Source organism: Streptococcus parasanguinis, from assembly GCF_019929185.1.
GTDB classification, from domain to species: Bacteria; Bacillota; Bacilli; order Lactobacillales; family Streptococcaceae; genus Streptococcus; species Streptococcus parasanguinis_O.
This window is the reverse complement of sequence record NZ_JAHZPC010000002.1, coordinates 23320-41563: the sequence shown is the minus strand read 5'-3', so window position 1 is coordinate 41563 and position 18244 is coordinate 23320. Positions and strand designations below refer to the sequence as shown.

The following is an 18244-nucleotide window of genomic DNA, read 5'->3' as shown; positions in this document are numbered from 1 at the left end:
ATACTCTACCATCATACCATAAGTGGGGGGATAATAGGGGGATGGTGTTTGGTAGAGTATGAAGGAATCGGATTTGTTTACTGTGTTCAATTTGATTCTCAATTATTAATTGTTAATGAATACAAAAATAAATCTGCTATAGACAAGAAAAAAAGCCTTGATTTTAAGGATTTTCCTGTTGATTTAGATGCCTCCTGCATGGATTTGGAAAGGACTTTCATATTGAGAGTAATTAAAAGTGTTGAAATTTAATTGAATTTCGGAAGGCGCTTTTAGGTATTTTCAATATCATGATTTAAAAGTAGGGCAAAAAACATACTGAAGTGAACTGTTTAGTAGCTTAAATATATCATGGCGCTATCTAAAAAGTTAATTTTATAGAGTTTGTTGGAATAGTTACTGAGTTTTTTGTTTAATATCCAAACTTTATTATTATATCATAAAAATGATTAGAAAAACAGACTTGAATTATTTTGAAATTGGTATATGATGAAGGTATAAAAACTATTAAAATAGCCTGATAGAAAGGGGAATAAAAGAATTAATCAGGCTATATAAAATTGGTGATTGGTATTTAATGTTGTAAAACAAGAAAGGAAAAGGTAGAAAATGCAATTACATAAAAAAATTTTTATAGTGGCGTTGGTTTTATCCATTTGTATCTCACTTTATTTTCTTATCAATCCATCTAATATCTTCACCTTTCCGATCCGTGTGCATGAATTTGATGACACATTTAAATATTACATGTTTGTGAAGATTGGAATTGTATTATTATTTATCAAATTCTTACTGGATATATGCTTAGAGTATATCAAGAATTGGTTTAAAAAGTTTTGATATATCTTCACACAAAAGAGTCTGAGACAGCGTTTTGTCCCAGACTCTTTTTTGAGTTGTGAGCTCTGTTTTATAGATCCCACTGCTTGAGGGAAATTTCGCCACTATTGAGCCAGATTTCTTCTTGATTTTCTAACTGGACCAAGAGTTGGCCAGTATCGGAAATGTCTTTGGCAAGGCCCTGATAGGTCTGCTGGTTCTGCTCAAAGGTAACGGTTCGTCCTAAGACCAGGGAGCGCTCTTTGTAGAGGTAGACCAGTTCATCGATATCCGTATGAAGAAATTCCCTCCAAATCTCGCTGATGAGGTCATTGCGGGTGATGGGACAAGGGCCATCAAATAAGGAACCAGCCTTGCTTTCTAGCTCATCTGGAAAAGTAGAGACAGCCAAATTAAGACCGACTCCGATAATGACATCCGTGACGAGACCAGTCTCGATGGACGTGATAGCTTCGGTAAGGATTCCCCCAATTTTTTTATGGCGGTAGTAAATATCATTGACCCACTTGATATCGATATCGATCAGGGTCAGGTTTTTAATAGCCTTGTAGATGGCTCCAGCGACCATCAAGGTATAAGGGGGGAGCTCCGCAGGGGGCAGTTGTGGCTTGAGATGAAGGGACATGTAGATGCCCCCTTGATCGGGGCAGTAGTAGTCACGACCAAAGCGGCCCTTTCCAGCGGATTGCGAATTAGCTAGGTAGAGCGCCTTGCCTTCTTGATGGGTTTCTATGCCTAATTTGGCGTCCAATTGGGTGGAGCTACATTGTTCGTTTAAGGAAACGGTCAATTGGGTATTTTTTGCGATCACTTCAGGAAGCAGAATATCGCCTGAGACCAATTTGTAGCCCTTCTTTTTTAGGGATTCGATGACGACCCCATCTTTTTCTAGACGTTGGATGGCCTTCCAGATAGAGGTGCGGGAAACACCTAGTTCTTTCGCCAGTTGCTCCCCGTTGACATAATCATCTGCCTGAGAAAGGGTTTGAAAGAGGATTTCGTGTGTTTTCATAAGACCTCCTAACGACTGCTATCTCGAATAGTTAGTTTGGTAGCTAATTTGACCATATAGGGAACACTTGGTTGAGCCCCTTGAAAGGTCTGCCGCAACATCTGAATAGCTTGCTTGCCCATTTCTTCTGTGTAGACGGTTACTGTAGAGAGAGCGGGAAAAACATACTTAGCAATCGATGTATCATTGAAGGAAATGAGACTGACGCGATCAGGAACTGCGATTTGGTGCTCCTGAAGAGACCGCAGGGCTCCAACAGCTAAGGCATCACTAGCCATGAAAAAGGCAGTTGGCAAGTCATCGCCCAATGCTTGAATCAGTTGCTCCATCATCTGATAGCCCGACTCAGTCGAGAATTGACCAACAGAGACAAAGCGCTCCTCATAAAGTCCTTTTTCCGTGAGATACTGTTGAAAGGTTCGTTGACGGGGATCCATCTGTAGTGGTGTCGCATCTGCCGTCTCTTCCTGCCCAACCAAGAGCCCGAGCTCCTTGTGGCCATGATCAAGGAAATACTCGAGAGCGGTGATGACAGAATCTTCTAGATCGGTCGTCACACAGGAATGCCCCAGATAGAGGGTATTGCTATCGACAAAGATCAAGGGCTTGCCGTAGCTTTCCAGATCTTGAATGGTCTTGGGACTGAATTTCCCAAGAGCGATAATGCCGTCTACCTCCTGAATCAAGGACCAATCGTCCTTGTTGAAGATACGAAAGATCTCATAGCCTAATTCCTGGGCTTGTTTTTCCAAGCCCATCCGAATGGCATAGTAGTAGAGGTCATCTAATTCTTCTTCGCGCGTGTACCATTCAAAGATGACGATTTTATGAGAGTCTTGGACTGGTTGAGCTGCAGTTTTGCGGCTTTTCTTTTGGTAATGCAGGTCCTCAGCGATGCGAAGAATCCGACTGCGCGTGTCTTCACCAACCGATAAGGTCGCATCCTGGTTGAGGACGCGAGAGACCGTTGCCTGAGAAACGCCTGCTTTTTCTGCAATGTCTTTAATCGTTGCCATGGTTCATCCTTTATTGATTTCTACTTCCAGTATACTCTAAATACTAGTAAAAAGAAATAAATTTTTACTAAATTTTATGTTTCCTTCGATATTGGCTAGGGGTTTGTTGGCTATAGGACTTAAAAGCCTTTGAAAAATAAAGGGGGTCTGAAAAGCCAACGGAGTAGGCAACAATCTTGATGCTTTCATCTGTGTTGGTTAGTAACTGCTGGGCACGTTGCATGCGGACCGAGTGCAGGAATTCTTTGGGAGAGATCTGGTGAAACTCCTTAAAAACAGTTGTCAGGTAAGACCGATGGACATTGAGGTCATCGGCGATCTCTTGAATACTGAGATGTTCTTTAGCGTAATACGTCTCAATCACATGCTTGCAGGTCAGATAGAGTTGATAGGTTGGAGATGGATGGCTCCGATGGATATCGGGAGCCACTTCACTGATAAGAAATAGCAGTTCATAGATCTGAGAGAGAAGGTGGAGTTGGTAATGCGAAGTCATCTTTGAAGCCTCTGCCTTGTGGACGAGTTGCTCCATAAACAGCCCGATCCGCTCTGTGTCCACCTCTGTTTTCTTTAAAAAGCCTTTTTCTTGTAGGGTTGAAAAGCGCATGAAATCACTTACCTTGGTGCCACTGATGCCAATCCAGTAGTAGGACCAAGGCTCTTCTGAGTCTGCCTGGTAGTAGGTCACCTTATTTTTTGGAAGAAGAAAGAGATCCCCAGCTTCTAGGTGGATTTCTTTTTTTTCAAAGTGAAAGACTCCCTTTCCCTTGGTAACAAAATGCAGTACAAAATTGTCTCGAACGCTAGGACCAAATTCATAATTCTTGGGGCAATCTTCGTAGCCGTAAAAATCAAGGGCTAGATCAATCGTGTCAGTTTGGTATTCTGAAAAGACTAACATAGGTAAACCTCCTACCTAACATTTTACCATATAAGCCCAACAAAATTCTATTTTCGAAAGCGTTTACAACAGGTAAAATAAAGACATGTGAAAAAAAGAAAAATATTGGAACTAAATATAAAAACACATAGTGATATTTTTAGGGTCCAATGGAGGAAGATATGGCAATTCGTATCGAACAAAATTTGTTCTATGTAGAAAGTAAGGGACTGAGCCTCATCCTTGAAAATCGAGATGGCTACCTGATGCTCAAGCATTTGGGACGTCCGATTCCGTCCTATCATTTTTCCAATACCGTGCATGAGAAGGACCATGCTTTCGCTGGAAATCCAACACCTGACAATCGAACCTTTAGTCTAGATACCCAGCGACAGGTCTTGGGCCAGCACGGACTAGGAGATTTTCGAAAGCCGTCTATTCAGATCCGGCACGGCGTTACAGAGGTGACGGATTTTCTTTATGTCGGAGCCAATATCTACTCTGGTAGTGTCGAGGCGACCGGTCTTCCGAACCCTCACTCAGTAGATCAGGCTGAAACTTTGGCACTGGTCTTTGAAGATGATCAAGCAGCCCTGCGGTTGAACCTCTACTACACCGCCTACGAGGATCGGGCAACCATTACCAGCTTCTCAAAGATTGAAAACTGTAGTGATGAAAAGGTTGTGATCCACAAGGCTCACAGTGTGTTGGCAGATATCCCAGCAGGTGATTACGATATCATCACTCTGCAAGGAGCCTATGCGAGAGAAAAAACAGTTCGCCGTCAGCAAGTGGAGCAAGGAATCTTCTCCATCAGCTCCAATCGTGGTGCTTCTGGACACGCCCAGACTCCAGCCCTTATCCTTGCCGATCATGAAGTGACGGAAGATGCCGGTTCTGCCCTTGCCTTCCAACTGCTCTACAGTGGGAATTTTGAAGGATTTGTTCAGAAAAATCAACTCAATGAAGTTCGGGTTGGACTGGGGATCAATCCTGAAAACTTCGCTTGGGAATTGGAATCCAATCAGAGTTTTGATACGCCAGTGGCAATGATCAGCTACTCACATGAGGGATTGACCGGTCTCAGTCAAGAAAGTCAAGCATTTGTCCAAAACCATATTATTCCTAGCCCCTTTGCCCACAAAGAACGCCCGATTCTTATCAACAACTGGGAAGCCACCTACTTTGATTTCAAGAAAGAAAAATTATTGGAGCTGGCAGATGAGGCTCAAAAAGTGGGAATCGAGCTTTTCGTTCTGGATGATGGCTGGTTTGGCAATCGCTATGATGATAATCGGGCTCTTGGTGACTGGACTGTCAATGAAGAAAAATTAGGAGGAAGCCTAGCAGAACTGATCCAAGGCATCCATGACAAGGGACTTCAATTTGGCCTTTGGGTGGAGCCAGAAATGATTTCTGTTGATAGCGACCTCTACCGGACTCATCCGGACTGGGCTATTCAAGTCCCAGGCTATGAACACACCTATTCACGGAATCAACTAGTACTTGATTTCTCCAATAAAGAAGTAGTGGCTTATATTAAGCAGGTCTTGGATGACTTACTTGGAAATCATGAGATCGACTATATCAAATGGGACATGAACCGCAATATCACTAAGCTTGGGAATGGGCAAACATACCTTGAAACCAAGATGCAATCCCATGCGTATATCTTAGGTCTCTATGAAGTGGTTTCTTACTTAACAGAGAAGTACGAGAACATCCTCTTTGAGTCCTGCTCCGGAGGTGGTGGCCGCAACGACCTTGGTATGATGCGTTACTTCCCGCAGATATGGGCGAGTGACAATACGGATGCCATTGCCAGACTTCCGATCCAGTATGGTTCTAGCTACCTCTATCCTACCATTTCTATGGGAGCTCACGTATCAGCAGTGCCAAATCACCAGATGGGACGGATCACACCACTTGAGACGCGAGGTCATGTAGCCATGATGGGAAATCTGGGCTATGAATTGGATCTAACCAGTCTTCCTCAAGAAGAGTTGGATCGGATCGCAGCTCAAGTTGCTCATTACAAAACGATTCGACCACTTGTTCAATTCGGAAAACACTACCGCTTGATCAATCCAAGACAGGGTAGCAATCAAGCAGCCGTCCAGTTCACTTATCAAGACCGCACGGTTGTAACCTATGTACGAATCTTATCAACGGTTGAAGAGATCGAGCCGACCCTGAAACTCAAGGGGTTGGAAGAAGATGCGCTCTATCGCTTAGAAGGGACGGATCAAGTATATTCAGGAGCTGAGCTCATGTATGCTGGCTTAACCGTCGTTCTTCCTCAGGGAGATTTCCTCAGCAAACAATATGTTTTTGTCAAAAAATAAAAGGAGACAGCCAAATGAAATGGTATAAAAAAATCGGACTTCTTGCGACTACAGGCTTAGCCTTGTTTGGGCTTGGCGCTTGCTCCAACGATGGTAAATCTGCGGATGGCACAGTGACCATCGAGTATTTCAACCAGAAAAAAGAAATGACCAAAACCTTGGAAGAAATCGCGCGTGATTTTGAAAAGGAAAATCCAAAGGTCAAGGTCAAAGTTGTCAATGTACCAAACGCTGGTGAGGTGTTGAAGACCCGTGTCCTCGCAGGTGATGTACCAGATGTGGTCAATATTTACCCACAGTCTATCGAACTGCAAGAATGGGCGAAAGCGGGTGTCTTCGAAGATTTAAGCAATAAAGACTATCTGAAACGCGTGAAAAACGGCTACGCTGAAAAATATGCCGTGAACGGAAAAGTCTACAACGTTCCTTTCACAGCCAATGCTTACGGAATCTACTACAACAAAGATAAATTCGAAGAGTTGGGTTTGAAGGTTCCTGAAACTTGGGACGAATTTGAACAGTTGGTAAAAGACATCGTTGCCAAAGGACAAACTCCATTTGGGATTGCAGGAGCAGAAGCTTGGACACTCAATGGTTACAATCAATTGGCCTTTGCGACAGCAGCAGGTGGAGGAAAAGAAGCCAACCAATACCTTCGTTATTCTCAGCCAAATTCCATTAAATTGTCTGATCCGATTATGAAGGATGACATCAAGGTCATGGATATCCTTCGCATTAAAGGATCTAAGCAAAAGAATTGGGAAGGTGCTGGCTATACAGACGTTATCGGAGCCTTCGCGCGTGGAGATGTCCTCATGACACCAAATGGTTCTTGGGCTATCACCGCGATCAATGAACAAAAACCGAAATTTAAGATTGGGACCTTCATGATTCCAGGGAAAGAAAAAGGACAAAGCTTAACCGTTGGTGCGGGAGACTTAGCATGGTCTATCTCAGCTACTACCAAACATCCAAAAGAAGCCAATGCCTTTGTGGAATACATGACCCGTCCAGAAGTCATGCAAAAGTACTATGATGTGGACGGATCTCCAACAGCGATCGAAGGGGTCAAACAAGCAGGAGAGGATTCACCGCTTGCTGGGATGACCAAATATGCCTTTACGGATCGTCACTTGGTGTGGTTGCAACAATACTGGACCAGTGAAGCAGACTTCCATACCTTGACGATGAACTATGTCTTGACAGGTGATAAACAAGGAATGGTCAATGATTTGAATGCCTTCTTTAACCCGATGAAAGCGGATGTGGATTAGGAGTAGAGAGACAATGAAAAAAGTATTACAAAAATATTGGGCATGGGCTTTTGTGGTCATTCCCCTCTTATTACAAGCAATTTTCTTCTATGTGCCAATGTTCCAAGGAGCCTTTTACAGTTTTACCAACTGGACAGGTTTGACCTATAACTACAAGTTTGTCGGCTTGAACAACTTTAAGCTCCTCTTTATGGATCCAAAATTCATGAATGCTATTGGCTTTACTGCAATCATCACGATTGCTATGGTAGTTGGTGAGATTGCCCTTGGGATCTTCATTGCGCGTGTCTTGAACTCTAAGATCAAAGGCCAAACCTTCTTCCGTGCTTGGTTTTTCTTCCCAGCAGTTTTGTCCGGCTTGACAGTGGCGTTGATCTTCAAACAAGTCTTCAACTACGGTCTTCCAGCAATTGGGAATGCCCTTCATATCGAGTTTCTCCAAACCAGTCTTTTAGGGACTAAGTGGGGAGCAATATTCGCGGCTGTCTTTGTCCTTCTTTGGCAAGGAGTAGCTATGCCCATCATTATCTTCCTAGCTGGTCTGCAATCTATCCCATCTGAAATTACAGAAGCAGCAAGAATCGATGGTGCGACTAGCAAGCAAGTCTTCTGGAATGTTGAATTGCCTTACTTACTACCAAGTGTCTCTATGGTCTTTATCCTAGCCCTAAAAGGTGGGCTTACCGCCTTTGACCAAGTCTTTGCCATGACTGGTGGTGGTCCAAACAATGCCACAACCTCACTTGGACTCTTGGTTTATAACTATGCCTTTAAAAATAACCAATTCGGTTATGCCAATGCCATTGCCGTAATCTTGTTCTTCTTGATTGTAGTGATTTCGATCATCCAATTGAGAGTATCTAAGAAATTTGAAATTTAAGAGGAGAAGCACGATGAAACAAGATGAAAGAAAAGCCTTGATTGGCAAATACATTCTATTGATTCTAGGATCGGTTCTGATTTTAGTGCCACTCCTTGCCACCCTCTTTAGTTCCTTCAAACCAACCAAGGATATCGTAGACAATTTCTTTGGATTTCCAACCAACTTCACATGGGACAACTTTAGCCGTCTCTTGGCTGATGGGATCGGAGGCTATTATTGGAACTCTGTCGTCATCACTGTCTTGTCTTTACTTGCAGTAATGATCTTTATCCCCATGGCAGCCTACTCCATCGCACGTAATATGAGTAAGAGAAAAGCCTTTACCATCATGTACACCCTCTTGATTCTTGGGATTTTCGTACCTTTCCAAGTTATCATGATTCCGATTACGGTTATGATGAGTAAACTCGGTTTGGCTAATACCTTTGGTTTGATCTTGCTCTACTTGACCTATGCGATTCCACAGACCCTCTTCCTCTATGTAGGGTATATCAAAATCTCTATTCCAGAAAGTTTGGATGAAGCAGCAGAAATCGATGGGGCTGGTAAATTTACAACCTATTTCCGCATCATCTTTCCAATGATGAAACCCATGCATGCGACAACCATGATCATCAATGCCCTTTGGTTCTGGAATGATTTCATGTTGCCACTCCTTGTCTTGAACCGGGATTCAAAAATGTGGACCCTGCCTTTGTTCCAATACAACTACGCAGGACAATATTTCAACGACTACGGACCAAGCTTTGCCTCTTACGTGGTCGGTATTATCAGTATCACCATTGTCTATCTCTTCTTCCAACGCCATATCATCGCAGGAATGAGCAACGGCGCAGTAAAATAAGATACAAAGGGACGATTCAGCTTGCTGAAAATTTCTGTAGTACCCTAGGGCATCCACATCCGTAGACTACTGAAGTAGTAACGGCTGTGGAAATATAGGAAATCGACGTAGTGTGCTTGCACACAAGGAGATTTATCTTTTTTCCTAAGAAAATAGTCCCGTGTTCAATTCCGTATACAAAGTAACGATTCAGCTTGCTGATTTAAATCGTACCCTAGGAAACAATTCTAAAATAGAAAAACTCAAGAAAGCCAGGTCTCCTAAGACTTGGCTTTCAAAAAAGAAAAGGAAACCATTATGCCAATTCAAAACAAAACCATGTTAATTACTTACTCAGATAGCTTAGGAAACAACCTTAAGGATCTTTATGTAAATCTGGAGAAATATTTTGGAGATGCAGTAGGTGGAGTACACCTCTTACCATTTTTCCCATCAACTGGTGACCGTGGCTTTGCGCCTGTAGACTATGATCAAGTGGATCCAGCCTTTGGAGATTGGGAAGATGTCAAACGCTTGGGGGACAAGTACTATCTTATGTTTGACTTTATGATTAATCACATTTCCCGTCAATCTAAATACTACAAGGACTACCAAGAAAAGCACGACCAAAGTGCCTACAAGGATCTCTTCCTCAACTGGGACAAGTTCTGGCCGGAGAATCGTCCTACTCAAGCAGATGTAGATTTGATTTATAAGCGCAAAGACCGAGCTCCAAAACAAGCTATCACTTTTGCGGATGGGACGACTGAGCATCTCTGGAATACTTTCGGGGAAGAGCAGATTGACCTAGATGTGACAAAGGAAGTGACCATGGATTTTATTCGCAAGACCATCGAACACCTGGCGAGCAATGGCTGTGACCTCATTCGTTTGGACGCCTTTGCCTATGCAGTCAAGAAATTGGACACTAATGATTTCTTCGTGGAGCCAGACATTTGGGATTTGTTGGATAAGGTGCGCGATATGGCGGCAGGCTACGGTGCTGAGCTTCTTCCAGAGATTCATGAGCACTATTCTATCCAATTTAAAATTGCCGATCACGACTATTATGTCTATGACTTCGCGCTTCCAATGGTGACCCTCTATAGCCTCTATAGTTCAAAAGTGGATCGCCTTGCCAAGTGGTTGAAGATGAGTCCGATGAAGCAGTTCACGACCCTCGATACCCATGATGGAATTGGGGTGGTCGATGTCAAGGATATCTTGACAGATGAAGAGATTGACTATGCTTCAAATGAGCTTTATAAGGTTGGGGCAAATGTTAAACGCAAATATTCCACAGCAGAATACAACAACTTGGATATCTACCAAATCAATTCGACTTACTATTCAGCGCTTGGAGATGACGATCGTAAGTACTTCCTAGCCCGTTTAATTCAAGCCTTTGCACCAGGTATTCCACAGGTTTATTATGTTGGATTCCTAGCTGGGAAGAATGATTTGGAACTCTTAGAAAACACCAAAGAAGGCCGCAATATCAACCGTCATTACTACAGCAATGAAGAAATCGCACAAGAAGTAGAGCGTCCAGTCGTACAATCCCTTCTCAAGCTCTTTAGTTTCCGGAACAACTCTGCAGCTTTTGATCTAGAAGGAAGCATTGAGGTGGAAACACCAGATGATCATACCATTGTCATCACGCGCCAAAATAAAGACCAAACTGTCACAGCAGTAGCCCGAATCGATCTTGCTGAGGGCACTTACCAAGTGACAGAAAATGGTCAAGAAATGGTGTTTTAGAACCTTTAAGAATCTCAATTGGGTCACCCCCAATTGAGATTTTTTGGTAAAATTTTACTAAAATTTAATCAAAAAAGCAATGATAGAATAGAAGTTGGAATCGGAGTAAAACCCTTTGTTATAGCCTTTTTTGACATAAAATAAAAAATTAATAAAATTTTACTAAAAACACTTGAAGTTTTACTTGCGATCAGATATAATACAAGTATAAAAACGTTTACAAAACTAAAGGAGTTTCTCATGACGACAACAATCACATCTCAAGATTTACAAGCAAAATTCCAGGCTGTCTTTGGGGAAAAGGCTGACCACACTTTCTTCTCACCAGGACGGATTAATCTGATTGGTGAACATACGGACTATAATGGTGGCCATGTCTTCCCAGCGGCTATCACTCTTGGTACCTACGGAGCGGCAAGAAAGCGTGAGGATAAGGTCTTGCGTTTCTTCTCAGGAAACTTTGAAGACAAGGGGATCATTGAAGTCCCACTGGATAATCTCCACTTTGAAAAAGAGCACAACTGGACCAACTATCCAAAAGGCGTGCTCCATTTCTTGCAAGAAGCGGGTCATGTTATTGATAGCGGAATGGACGTCTATGTCTACGGCAATATTCCAAATGGATCCGGTCTTTCTTCTTCAGCTTCGCTTGAGCTCTTGATTGGCGTCATCGCTGAGAAACTATATGATCTTCAGTTAGATCGTCTAGATCTGGTCAAGATCGGCAAACAAACTGAAAATCACTTCATCGGAGTCAACTCTGGGATCATGGACCAATTTGCCATCGGTATGGGAGCCGACCAACGGGCTATTTATCTCGATACCAACACCCTAGAGTATGATCTGGTACCGCTGGACCTCAAAGACAATGTCGTAGTCATCATGAATACCAACAAACGTCGGGAATTAGCGGATTCCAAATACAATGAACGTCGAGCAGAATGTGAAACCGCCGTCTCTGAACTCCAAGAAAAATTGGATATCCAAACCTTAGGGGAATTGGATCTCTGGGCTTTTGATGCTTACAGCTACTTGATCAAGGATGAAAACCGCATCAAACGGGCTCGCCATGCTGTACTTGAAAACCAACGGACCCTCCAAGCTCGTAAGGCACTTGAAGCAGGGAATTTGGAAGGCTTTGGCCGTCTCATGAATGCTTCCCACGTATCCTTGGAGCATGACTACGAAGTGACAGGTCTAGAATTGGATACCTTGGTGCATACAGCCTGGGAACAAGAAGGCGTCTTGGGCGCTCGTATGACAGGAGCAGGCTTTGGTGGTTGCGCCATCGCCCTTGTAAACAAAGATAAGGTTGAAGCCTTTAAAGAAGCTGTCGGCAACCGCTATGAAGAAGTCGTTGGCTATGCGCCAAGCTTTTATATTGCAGAAGTTGCGGCAGGGACACGAGTTTTAGACTAGGTGATAATAATGGAAGCTGTAATATTTGATTTAGATGGCTTATTAGCCGATACTGAAATCATTTCTCTAAAAGTTTATCAAGAATTGCTTAGAGATTTTGGAATTCCTTTCACAGAAGAAACTTATTCTAGAGACTACAGTGGACATAGGGAAGAGGAGAATGTTCAACGATTTTTGGATACCTATGATTTACCATGGAATTTCGAGCAAACTCTGGCTAAAGTTTATGAACTAGAAGGTCGAATCTTAGCCCAAGGTGTTCATTTAAAAAAAGGTGCTAAAAATTTACTTACTTTTTTGAAAACAGAGGGCATTCCAATCGCCTTAGCAACTTCAAGTGTTGAATCTCGGGCTAGAATGATCTTGGATAGCAATGGGGTACTGTCCCTATTTGACCATTTAGTTTTTGCAAAAGATGTCAAACGAAGTAAACCTTACCCAGATATATTTTTAAAGGCTTGTAGTGATTTGAATGCTTTACCAGAGAATTGCTTAGTGCTAGAGGATAGTGAGGCAGGGATTGAAGCAGCCTATCGGGCTGGAATACCAGTCATATGTGTTCCAGATTTAAAAGTACCAGCACAGTCTTTCTTAACTAAAGCAGAACAAGTTTTCCAGGATTTGGATGCTGTCAGAGACTATTTAAAACGTAAGAAGGAGAATCAATGAATCAGGGAATTTTAGATGCATTTGTTACAGCCGTCATTGCGGCGAGTGACTACGAAGAGATGGATCGGATTTATCTAAAAAATCGCATCATGAGTCGTATTGGAGAAGAAGGGCTAGACGCCCCAGCTCAAAAAGAAGAGTTGATCGCACTCAAAGATCAGCTGGTAGAGATCGCTGTTGCAAATAGCAAGATCCAGGACAGTATGGCCGCCAAGGACAGCTTGGGTGCGGAGTTGATGGATTGGATTACCCCTAGCCCTAGTCAGGTCAACCATCGCTTTTGGGAGACCTACCGTCAGTCCAAGGAAGACGCGATTGCTGATTTCTATGACCTCTCTAAGCGCAATGATTACATCAAGGTCAAAGCCATTGCGCAAAACATTGCCTTTGAGGCTGAAACTCCCTACGGTTCTCTTGAAATCACCATCAATCTGTCAAAACCTGAAAAAGATCCTAAAGACATTGCAGCGGCCAAACTTGCCAAAGCCAGTCATTATCCAGCCTGCCAATTGTGCTTTGAAAATGAAGGCTATCAAGGTCGCCTAGACCATCCAGCTCGGGCTAATCACAGGATTATTCGCTTTGATATGGACGGTCATGATTGGGGCTTTCAGTATTCCCCTTATGCCTACTTCAATGAACACTGCATTTTCCTCGATAGCCAGCATGTTCCCATGGCCATTAGCCGCAAGACCTTTGAGCGACTCTTGACCATTGTCGAGACTTTCCCAGGCTATTTTGCAGGGTCCAATGCAGACCTGCCCATTGTAGGGGGATCCATCCTGACTCATGACCATTACCAAGGCGGACACCATACCTTCCCTATGGAGCTAGCTCCTGTTGAGGAAAGCTTTAGCGTTGAGGGATTTGAGGCTGTATCGGTAGGAATTGTCAATTGGCCCATGTCGGTTCTCCGGTTGCAATCGGACAACAAGGCGCAATTGATTGACCTGGCAGACCATATCCTCACAGCCTGGCGAGGCTACTCGGATCCAGCTGTTCAAGTCTTAGCCACATCCGACGGTCAGCCCCACCATACCATTACCCCCATTGCACGGATTCGTGATGGGCATTATGAACTGGACTTGGTGCTCCGTGACAACCAAACCTCACCAGAGCATCCCGATGGTATTTATCACCCGCATGCGGATGTGCAACACATCAAAAAAGAAAACATCGGCCTAATCGAAGTCATGGGCTTGGCGATATTGCCACCTCGACTCAAGGAAGAGCTCAAGCAGGTTCAAGACTATCTACTTGGACGTGAAAGCAGTGTGGCTAGTTACCACCAGGACTGGGCTACTGACTTGAAAGCCACTCACCCATCCGTCACAGACGAAGCAGAAGCAGAAGCTATTGTTCGTGAATCGGTCGGTCAGATCTTTGCGCGCGTGCTCGAAGATGCCGGTGTCTACAAGCGAACAGCAGAAGGCCAAGCAGCCTTTAGACGCTTTGTCGCGACACTTTAAGTGTGGAGAAGAGGCAGAAATTTGGTACAATAAGAGAGAAGACAAAGAAGCGAAAGGAAAACAAATGGCAATACTCGTACTCGGAGGAGCTGGCTATATCGGTTCCCACATGGTGGATCGCTTGGTCAATGAAGGACAGGAAAAAGTCGTCGTGGTCGATAGCCTGGTCACAGGCCACCGTGCAGCGGTGCATCCAGATGCCGTCTTTTACCAAGGAGACCTAGCGGATCAAGACTTTATGCGCAGGGTTTTTAAGGAACATGCAGATATTGATGCGGTCATCCACTTTGCGGCATACTCACTAGTCGCGGAATCTATGGCAGATCCATTGAAGTATTTTGATAACAATACAGCTGGCATGGTCAAACTCTTGGAAGTCATGCATGAATGTGGGGTGCACTACATCGTCTTTTCTTCAACTGCTGCCACTTACGGTATTCCAGAAGAGATTCCGATTCTTGAAACCACTCCACAAAAACCGATTAATCCTTATGGCGAAAGCAAGCTCATGATGGAAACCATCATGCGCTGGGCCGATCAAGCCTATGGCATCAAGTATGTGCCCCTTCGTTACTTTAATGTAGCGGGTGCTAAACCTGACGGCTCTATTGGCGAAGACCATGGACCAGAGACCCACCTCTTGCCAATCGTCTTACAAGTGGCCCAAGGCAAACGCGAGAAGATCGCTATTTTTGGAGATGACTACAAGACACCAGATGGGACCAATGTTCGGGACTATGTCCATCCATTTGACTTGGCAGACGCCCATCTTTTAGCGGTTGAATATCTCAGAAAAGGGAATGAATCGACTGCCTTTAACCTAGGATCATCGACTGGATTCTCCAATCTTCAAATCGTTGAAGCGGCTCGCAAGGTGACGGGGCATCCGATCCCACTTGAGATTGCTGATCGTAGACCAGGAGATCCAGATACCTTGATCGCATCCTCTGAGAAGGCGCGTGATATCCTTGGTTGGCAACCAAAATTTGACAATATCGAAACCATTATCCAAACGGCCTGGGCTTGGCATTCTAGCCATCCAAATGGCTACAATGATCGATAAGGAGGGACTGCGAACATCATTTTTGAGGCTTTTCTAATAACATTTAAAACGACAGTTGATCTTGCTAAATGACTCGTTTCAGACGTCAGTCATTTCCTTAACCATCATAAAAAGTGAGGTATTCAAAATGAATAAAACCACAAAAATGTTAGCCGTCTTCTTGACAGCGGGTCTTCTTTTAGCTGGTTGCGGACAAAAAGAGAGTACGAAATCTACTAGTCCATCGTCCACTAAAGCGACCAGTAAAGCAACAAGCAAATCATCTGCTAAAGAAAAGAAAAAAGAGTCATCAACTGATGAAAGCAAAAAAGAGGATGCACTAGCAGGTGCACAAAAAACCGTTCTCGAAACGAGTGATGAAGCAGGTAAGTCAACCATCACCTTGTACTACAAGGGAGATACCTTGTTATTACAAGAAAAAGTTGATGATTACGACGTCTCAAAAGTGCCTGGTGAGCACCCTCTTGAAACCATGAAAGAAGCCGTTGCTAAGAGTCAAGAAAAATTTAAAGATCTGATGGGCCATGGATTTGAACTGACATCAGAATACAAAGACGGAATCTTTTATATCCGCAATACCATTGATTACACAAAAATCGATTTTAATAAATTAAAAGAAATCGTCCCAGGCTTTAATCCCCTAGATGACAAAACAGTTAGTTATTCAGTAACGAAAGACAGTCTTATCAAGGGCGGAATGGTAGAAAAATAAACAAAATGAAGAGCAGCTCAGTTTTCTGCTCTCTTTTTTTTGGTATGAATTCATGGGCATATTTTGGTAGAATAGGATTTAAATAAAAGTGAGTTTAAAGAATGATTGGCAAAGGAATAAAGAAAATCCTTAAACTAAATTCTATTCATATATTTTAAATAGTAAGGCGGTTGTAAAATGACGAAAGCCCTATATATTCAAATAATATTCACCTTCACAGCTTTTTTTGGCTTCCTCCTTTTAATATATTTTTTATTCTATAAAAGGGAGAAGAATATCCAGAAATATTCAACTATGCAAGTTATTGGAGAAGTGGTTAAACATAGTTATTTAAATGGTTCGGATTTAGCTGCCTTACCAGTTGTTGAATATGTGGTAGAAGGAAAAATATATCAAAAACGTTTCTCTTATTCAACTTTTGAAACAACAACTTCGAAAAAAGCGAAAGCTGACGTATTTGATACAAAATTTATCAGAAGTCCTTATCATGTATTAGATTTAAGAAAAATATTCCCAATTGGTTCTAAAATGACGGTATGGTGTAATCCCCAAAAACCTAAACAAGGCTACGTTGAAAGGTATCCAGGTCATGACAGAATCTTACGATTACATATCATTATTTTTGGTACTCTCTATATATTATTGATTGTGATAGTTACTTTTTTCTATGTCATGTAACGGAATAAGAGAATGCAGTTTACTTCCAATTTGAGGAAGAAATATTAGGAGCCCTTGCTTTATTCCAACTGAAGAACCGTATAAATTAGTGATTGAGTGGAAAGAAATGGAAGAAAGAATGAAAAGAGGGGAAGATAGTTTTCCAGTGACTTTAGTGGATTGACGTTGAAAATAATTTCCCAAATAATGGAGAAGTGATGAACAATAAAGAATTTGAAGATTTATTTTATAAAGTCCCTGAAGGGGTTGATTATGCAGATATATTGGAAGATGTTGATCTAGAGGATGTTCCTGAGGAAACCATTCAAAAGTTGACTTCATTATTGGACATTGATGATGACTATTTACGTTATCAAGCCTCTCGATTGTTGACCATTTGGGGAATTAGAGAAGGCTTTGCTGTCTTGACACAGATGTTCAGTCAAGGGCAATTAGAAGGGATGATTTCGCATCGTCTGTATGGCTATGATGATACGAATCGGATTTTTCTATATGATATCGTAAATTATTGGGCGAGCCGGTATGATTTGGGCGAAGAGAAGATGGCTAGAGGAGAAATTTGTCCTTATGTTTGTAAAATCATCGAACAGGCTGAGACTGGATATTATGATATTTCAAAAATATATCGCTTGGTTAGTGAGGAACATTATACGGAATACATCCCCTACTTAAAACACTTCCTTTCAACCATTATGGACAAACCTGAGGATAATTATTGGCGAATTCATGATACCTTGAAGCTATTCTTAAAGGTAGAGCCTGATTATGTGACACAATTATTAAAAGACAAGCAAAAATCACTAAGAGATTTTGGAATCGAGGATGAAGGTGAAAGAAATTAAATTTTATAAAGTAAATGATGATTGTGGTTTTATGTCCAATTTTGCTCCCTACCCTTTTTCAGATGGAAGCAAAATCTGGCCAACATCAGAGCATTATTTTCAAGCGCAAAAGTTTTTAGTGCCCCAAATTCAAGAAAAAATTCGTCAGATAGCATCTCCAATGGATGCTGCCTTAGAGGGACGCAATCGTCAAAATCCCTTGAGACCAGATTGGGAGGAGGTCAAAGATGAGGTGATGCTCCAGGCCCTTCGAATGAAATTTAGCCAAAATCCAGAAATTGCAAAGGGATTGGTCGCAACAGGAGATGCCATCCTCATCGAACATACACGAAATGACGACTACTGGGCTGATGGGGGAGATGGCTCTGGGAAGAACAAGCTAGGCCTTCTCTTAATGCAAGTACGGGAAGAGTTGAAAAACTCCAACCTGTAATCTCTCCTCTAGCTATTCCATTTAACAGTCTGGGTTTGGTATAACAGTCAACTAGATAGTTACAATGATCAACAGGAGATATTCCTGAAGGTGTAATGTAAGATATTAGTGAAAAGATCGGAGAA

17 protein-coding genes are annotated in these 18244 nt (G+C 42.6%); 14 read left to right on the top strand and 3 right to left on the bottom strand.

All coding sequences use genetic code 11. The features are described 5' to 3' along the window. Positions 1-48 precede the first annotated feature (48 nt). On the top strand, positions 49-252 hold the full coding sequence (locus K1I56_RS01660; protein ID WP_223324819.1) for a hypothetical protein: 204 nt from the start codon (positions 49-51) through the stop codon (positions 250-252). A 658-nt stretch (positions 253-910) separates the two neighbouring features. Here K1I56_RS01660 and birA read toward each other — a convergent pair. From birA to K1I56_RS01645, 3 genes are all read right to left on the bottom strand, one after another. Continuing rightward, positions 911-1852, bottom strand: a complete 942-nt coding sequence (gene birA / locus K1I56_RS01655; RefSeq protein WP_223324818.1) for a bifunctional biotin--[acetyl-CoA-carboxylase] ligase/biotin operon repressor BirA — start codon at positions 1850-1852, stop codon at positions 911-913. Positions 1853-1860: 8 nt separating this feature from the next. Continuing rightward, the gene (locus K1I56_RS01650; RefSeq protein ID WP_223324816.1) at positions 1861-2868 is read right to left on the bottom strand and encodes a LacI family DNA-binding transcriptional regulator; all 1008 of its coding nucleotides are present in this window, start codon (positions 2866-2868) and stop codon (positions 1861-1863) included. A gap of 67 nt (positions 2869-2935) precedes the next feature. After that, on the bottom strand, positions 2936-3769 hold the full coding sequence (locus K1I56_RS01645; RefSeq protein ID WP_223324814.1) for an AraC family transcriptional regulator: 834 nt from the start codon (positions 3767-3769) through the stop codon (positions 2936-2938). Between the two features lie 161 nt (positions 3770-3930). Here K1I56_RS01645 and K1I56_RS01640 point away from each other — a divergent pair, with 161 nt between their 5' ends. The 13 genes from K1I56_RS01640 (at position 3931) to ybiA (ending at position 18119) form a co-directional block, all read left to right on the top strand. Further along, positions 3931-6093 (top strand): alpha-galactosidase, encoded by a 2163-nt coding sequence (locus K1I56_RS01640; protein WP_223324813.1) that lies wholly within the window; start codon positions 3931-3933, stop codon positions 6091-6093. 14 nt (positions 6094-6107) lie between these two features. Further along, complete coding sequence (locus K1I56_RS01635) at positions 6108-7367, top strand: extracellular solute-binding protein (RefSeq protein WP_003007827.1); 1260 nt, start codon at positions 6108-6110, stop codon at positions 7365-7367. Positions 7368-7380: 13 nt separating this feature from the next. Further along, positions 7381-8247 (top strand): carbohydrate ABC transporter permease, encoded by an 867-nt coding sequence (locus K1I56_RS01630; protein ID WP_021153464.1) that lies wholly within the window; start codon positions 7381-7383, stop codon positions 8245-8247. Positions 8248-8260: 13 nt separating this feature from the next. Then, positions 8261-9094 (top strand): carbohydrate ABC transporter permease, encoded by an 834-nt coding sequence (locus K1I56_RS01625; protein ID WP_195915616.1) that lies wholly within the window; start codon positions 8261-8263, stop codon positions 9092-9094. A 297-nt stretch (positions 9095-9391) separates the two neighbouring features. Next, on the top strand, positions 9392-10834 hold the full coding sequence (gtfA, locus tag K1I56_RS01620; protein WP_223324812.1) for a sucrose phosphorylase: 1443 nt from the start codon (positions 9392-9394) through the stop codon (positions 10832-10834). 240 nt (positions 10835-11074) lie between these two features. Next, the gene (locus K1I56_RS01615) at positions 11075-12253 is read left to right on the top strand and encodes a galactokinase (protein ID WP_263280635.1); all 1179 of its coding nucleotides are present in this window, start codon (positions 11075-11077) and stop codon (positions 12251-12253) included. 9 nt (positions 12254-12262) lie between these two features. Beyond that, on the top strand, positions 12263-12922 hold the full coding sequence (locus tag K1I56_RS01610) for an HAD family hydrolase (RefSeq protein WP_195915619.1): 660 nt from the start codon (positions 12263-12265) through the stop codon (positions 12920-12922). Continuing rightward, positions 12919-14391, top strand: a complete 1473-nt coding sequence (gene galT, locus K1I56_RS01605) for a UDP-glucose--hexose-1-phosphate uridylyltransferase (RefSeq protein ID WP_223324810.1) — start codon at positions 12919-12921, stop codon at positions 14389-14391. The genes K1I56_RS01610 and galT overlap by 4 nt, the downstream gene beginning before the upstream one ends. 64 nt (positions 14392-14455) lie before the next feature. Beyond that, complete coding sequence (gene galE / locus K1I56_RS01600; RefSeq protein WP_134974566.1) at positions 14456-15454, top strand: UDP-glucose 4-epimerase GalE; 999 nt, start codon at positions 14456-14458, stop codon at positions 15452-15454. A 127-nt stretch (positions 15455-15581) separates the two neighbouring features. Then, positions 15582-16166 (top strand): DUF1307 domain-containing protein, encoded by a 585-nt coding sequence (locus K1I56_RS01595; RefSeq protein WP_134974567.1) that lies wholly within the window; start codon positions 15582-15584, stop codon positions 16164-16166. A gap of 294 nt (positions 16167-16460) precedes the next feature. Beyond that, the gene (locus K1I56_RS01590) at positions 16461-16844 is read left to right on the top strand and encodes a DUF3592 domain-containing protein (protein ID WP_134974568.1); all 384 of its coding nucleotides are present in this window, start codon (positions 16461-16463) and stop codon (positions 16842-16844) included. A 197-nt stretch (positions 16845-17041) separates the two neighbouring features. Beyond that, the gene (locus K1I56_RS01585) at positions 17042-17686 is read left to right on the top strand and encodes a hypothetical protein (RefSeq protein WP_070506283.1); all 645 of its coding nucleotides are present in this window, start codon (positions 17042-17044) and stop codon (positions 17684-17686) included. Then, positions 17673-18119, top strand: coding sequence for a riboflavin biosynthesis intermediates N-glycosidase (gene ybiA / locus K1I56_RS01580; protein WP_070506981.1), 447 nt, complete (start codon positions 17673-17675; stop codon positions 18117-18119). The genes K1I56_RS01585 and ybiA overlap by 14 nt, the downstream gene beginning before the upstream one ends. Positions 18120-18244: the final 125 nt, after the last annotated feature.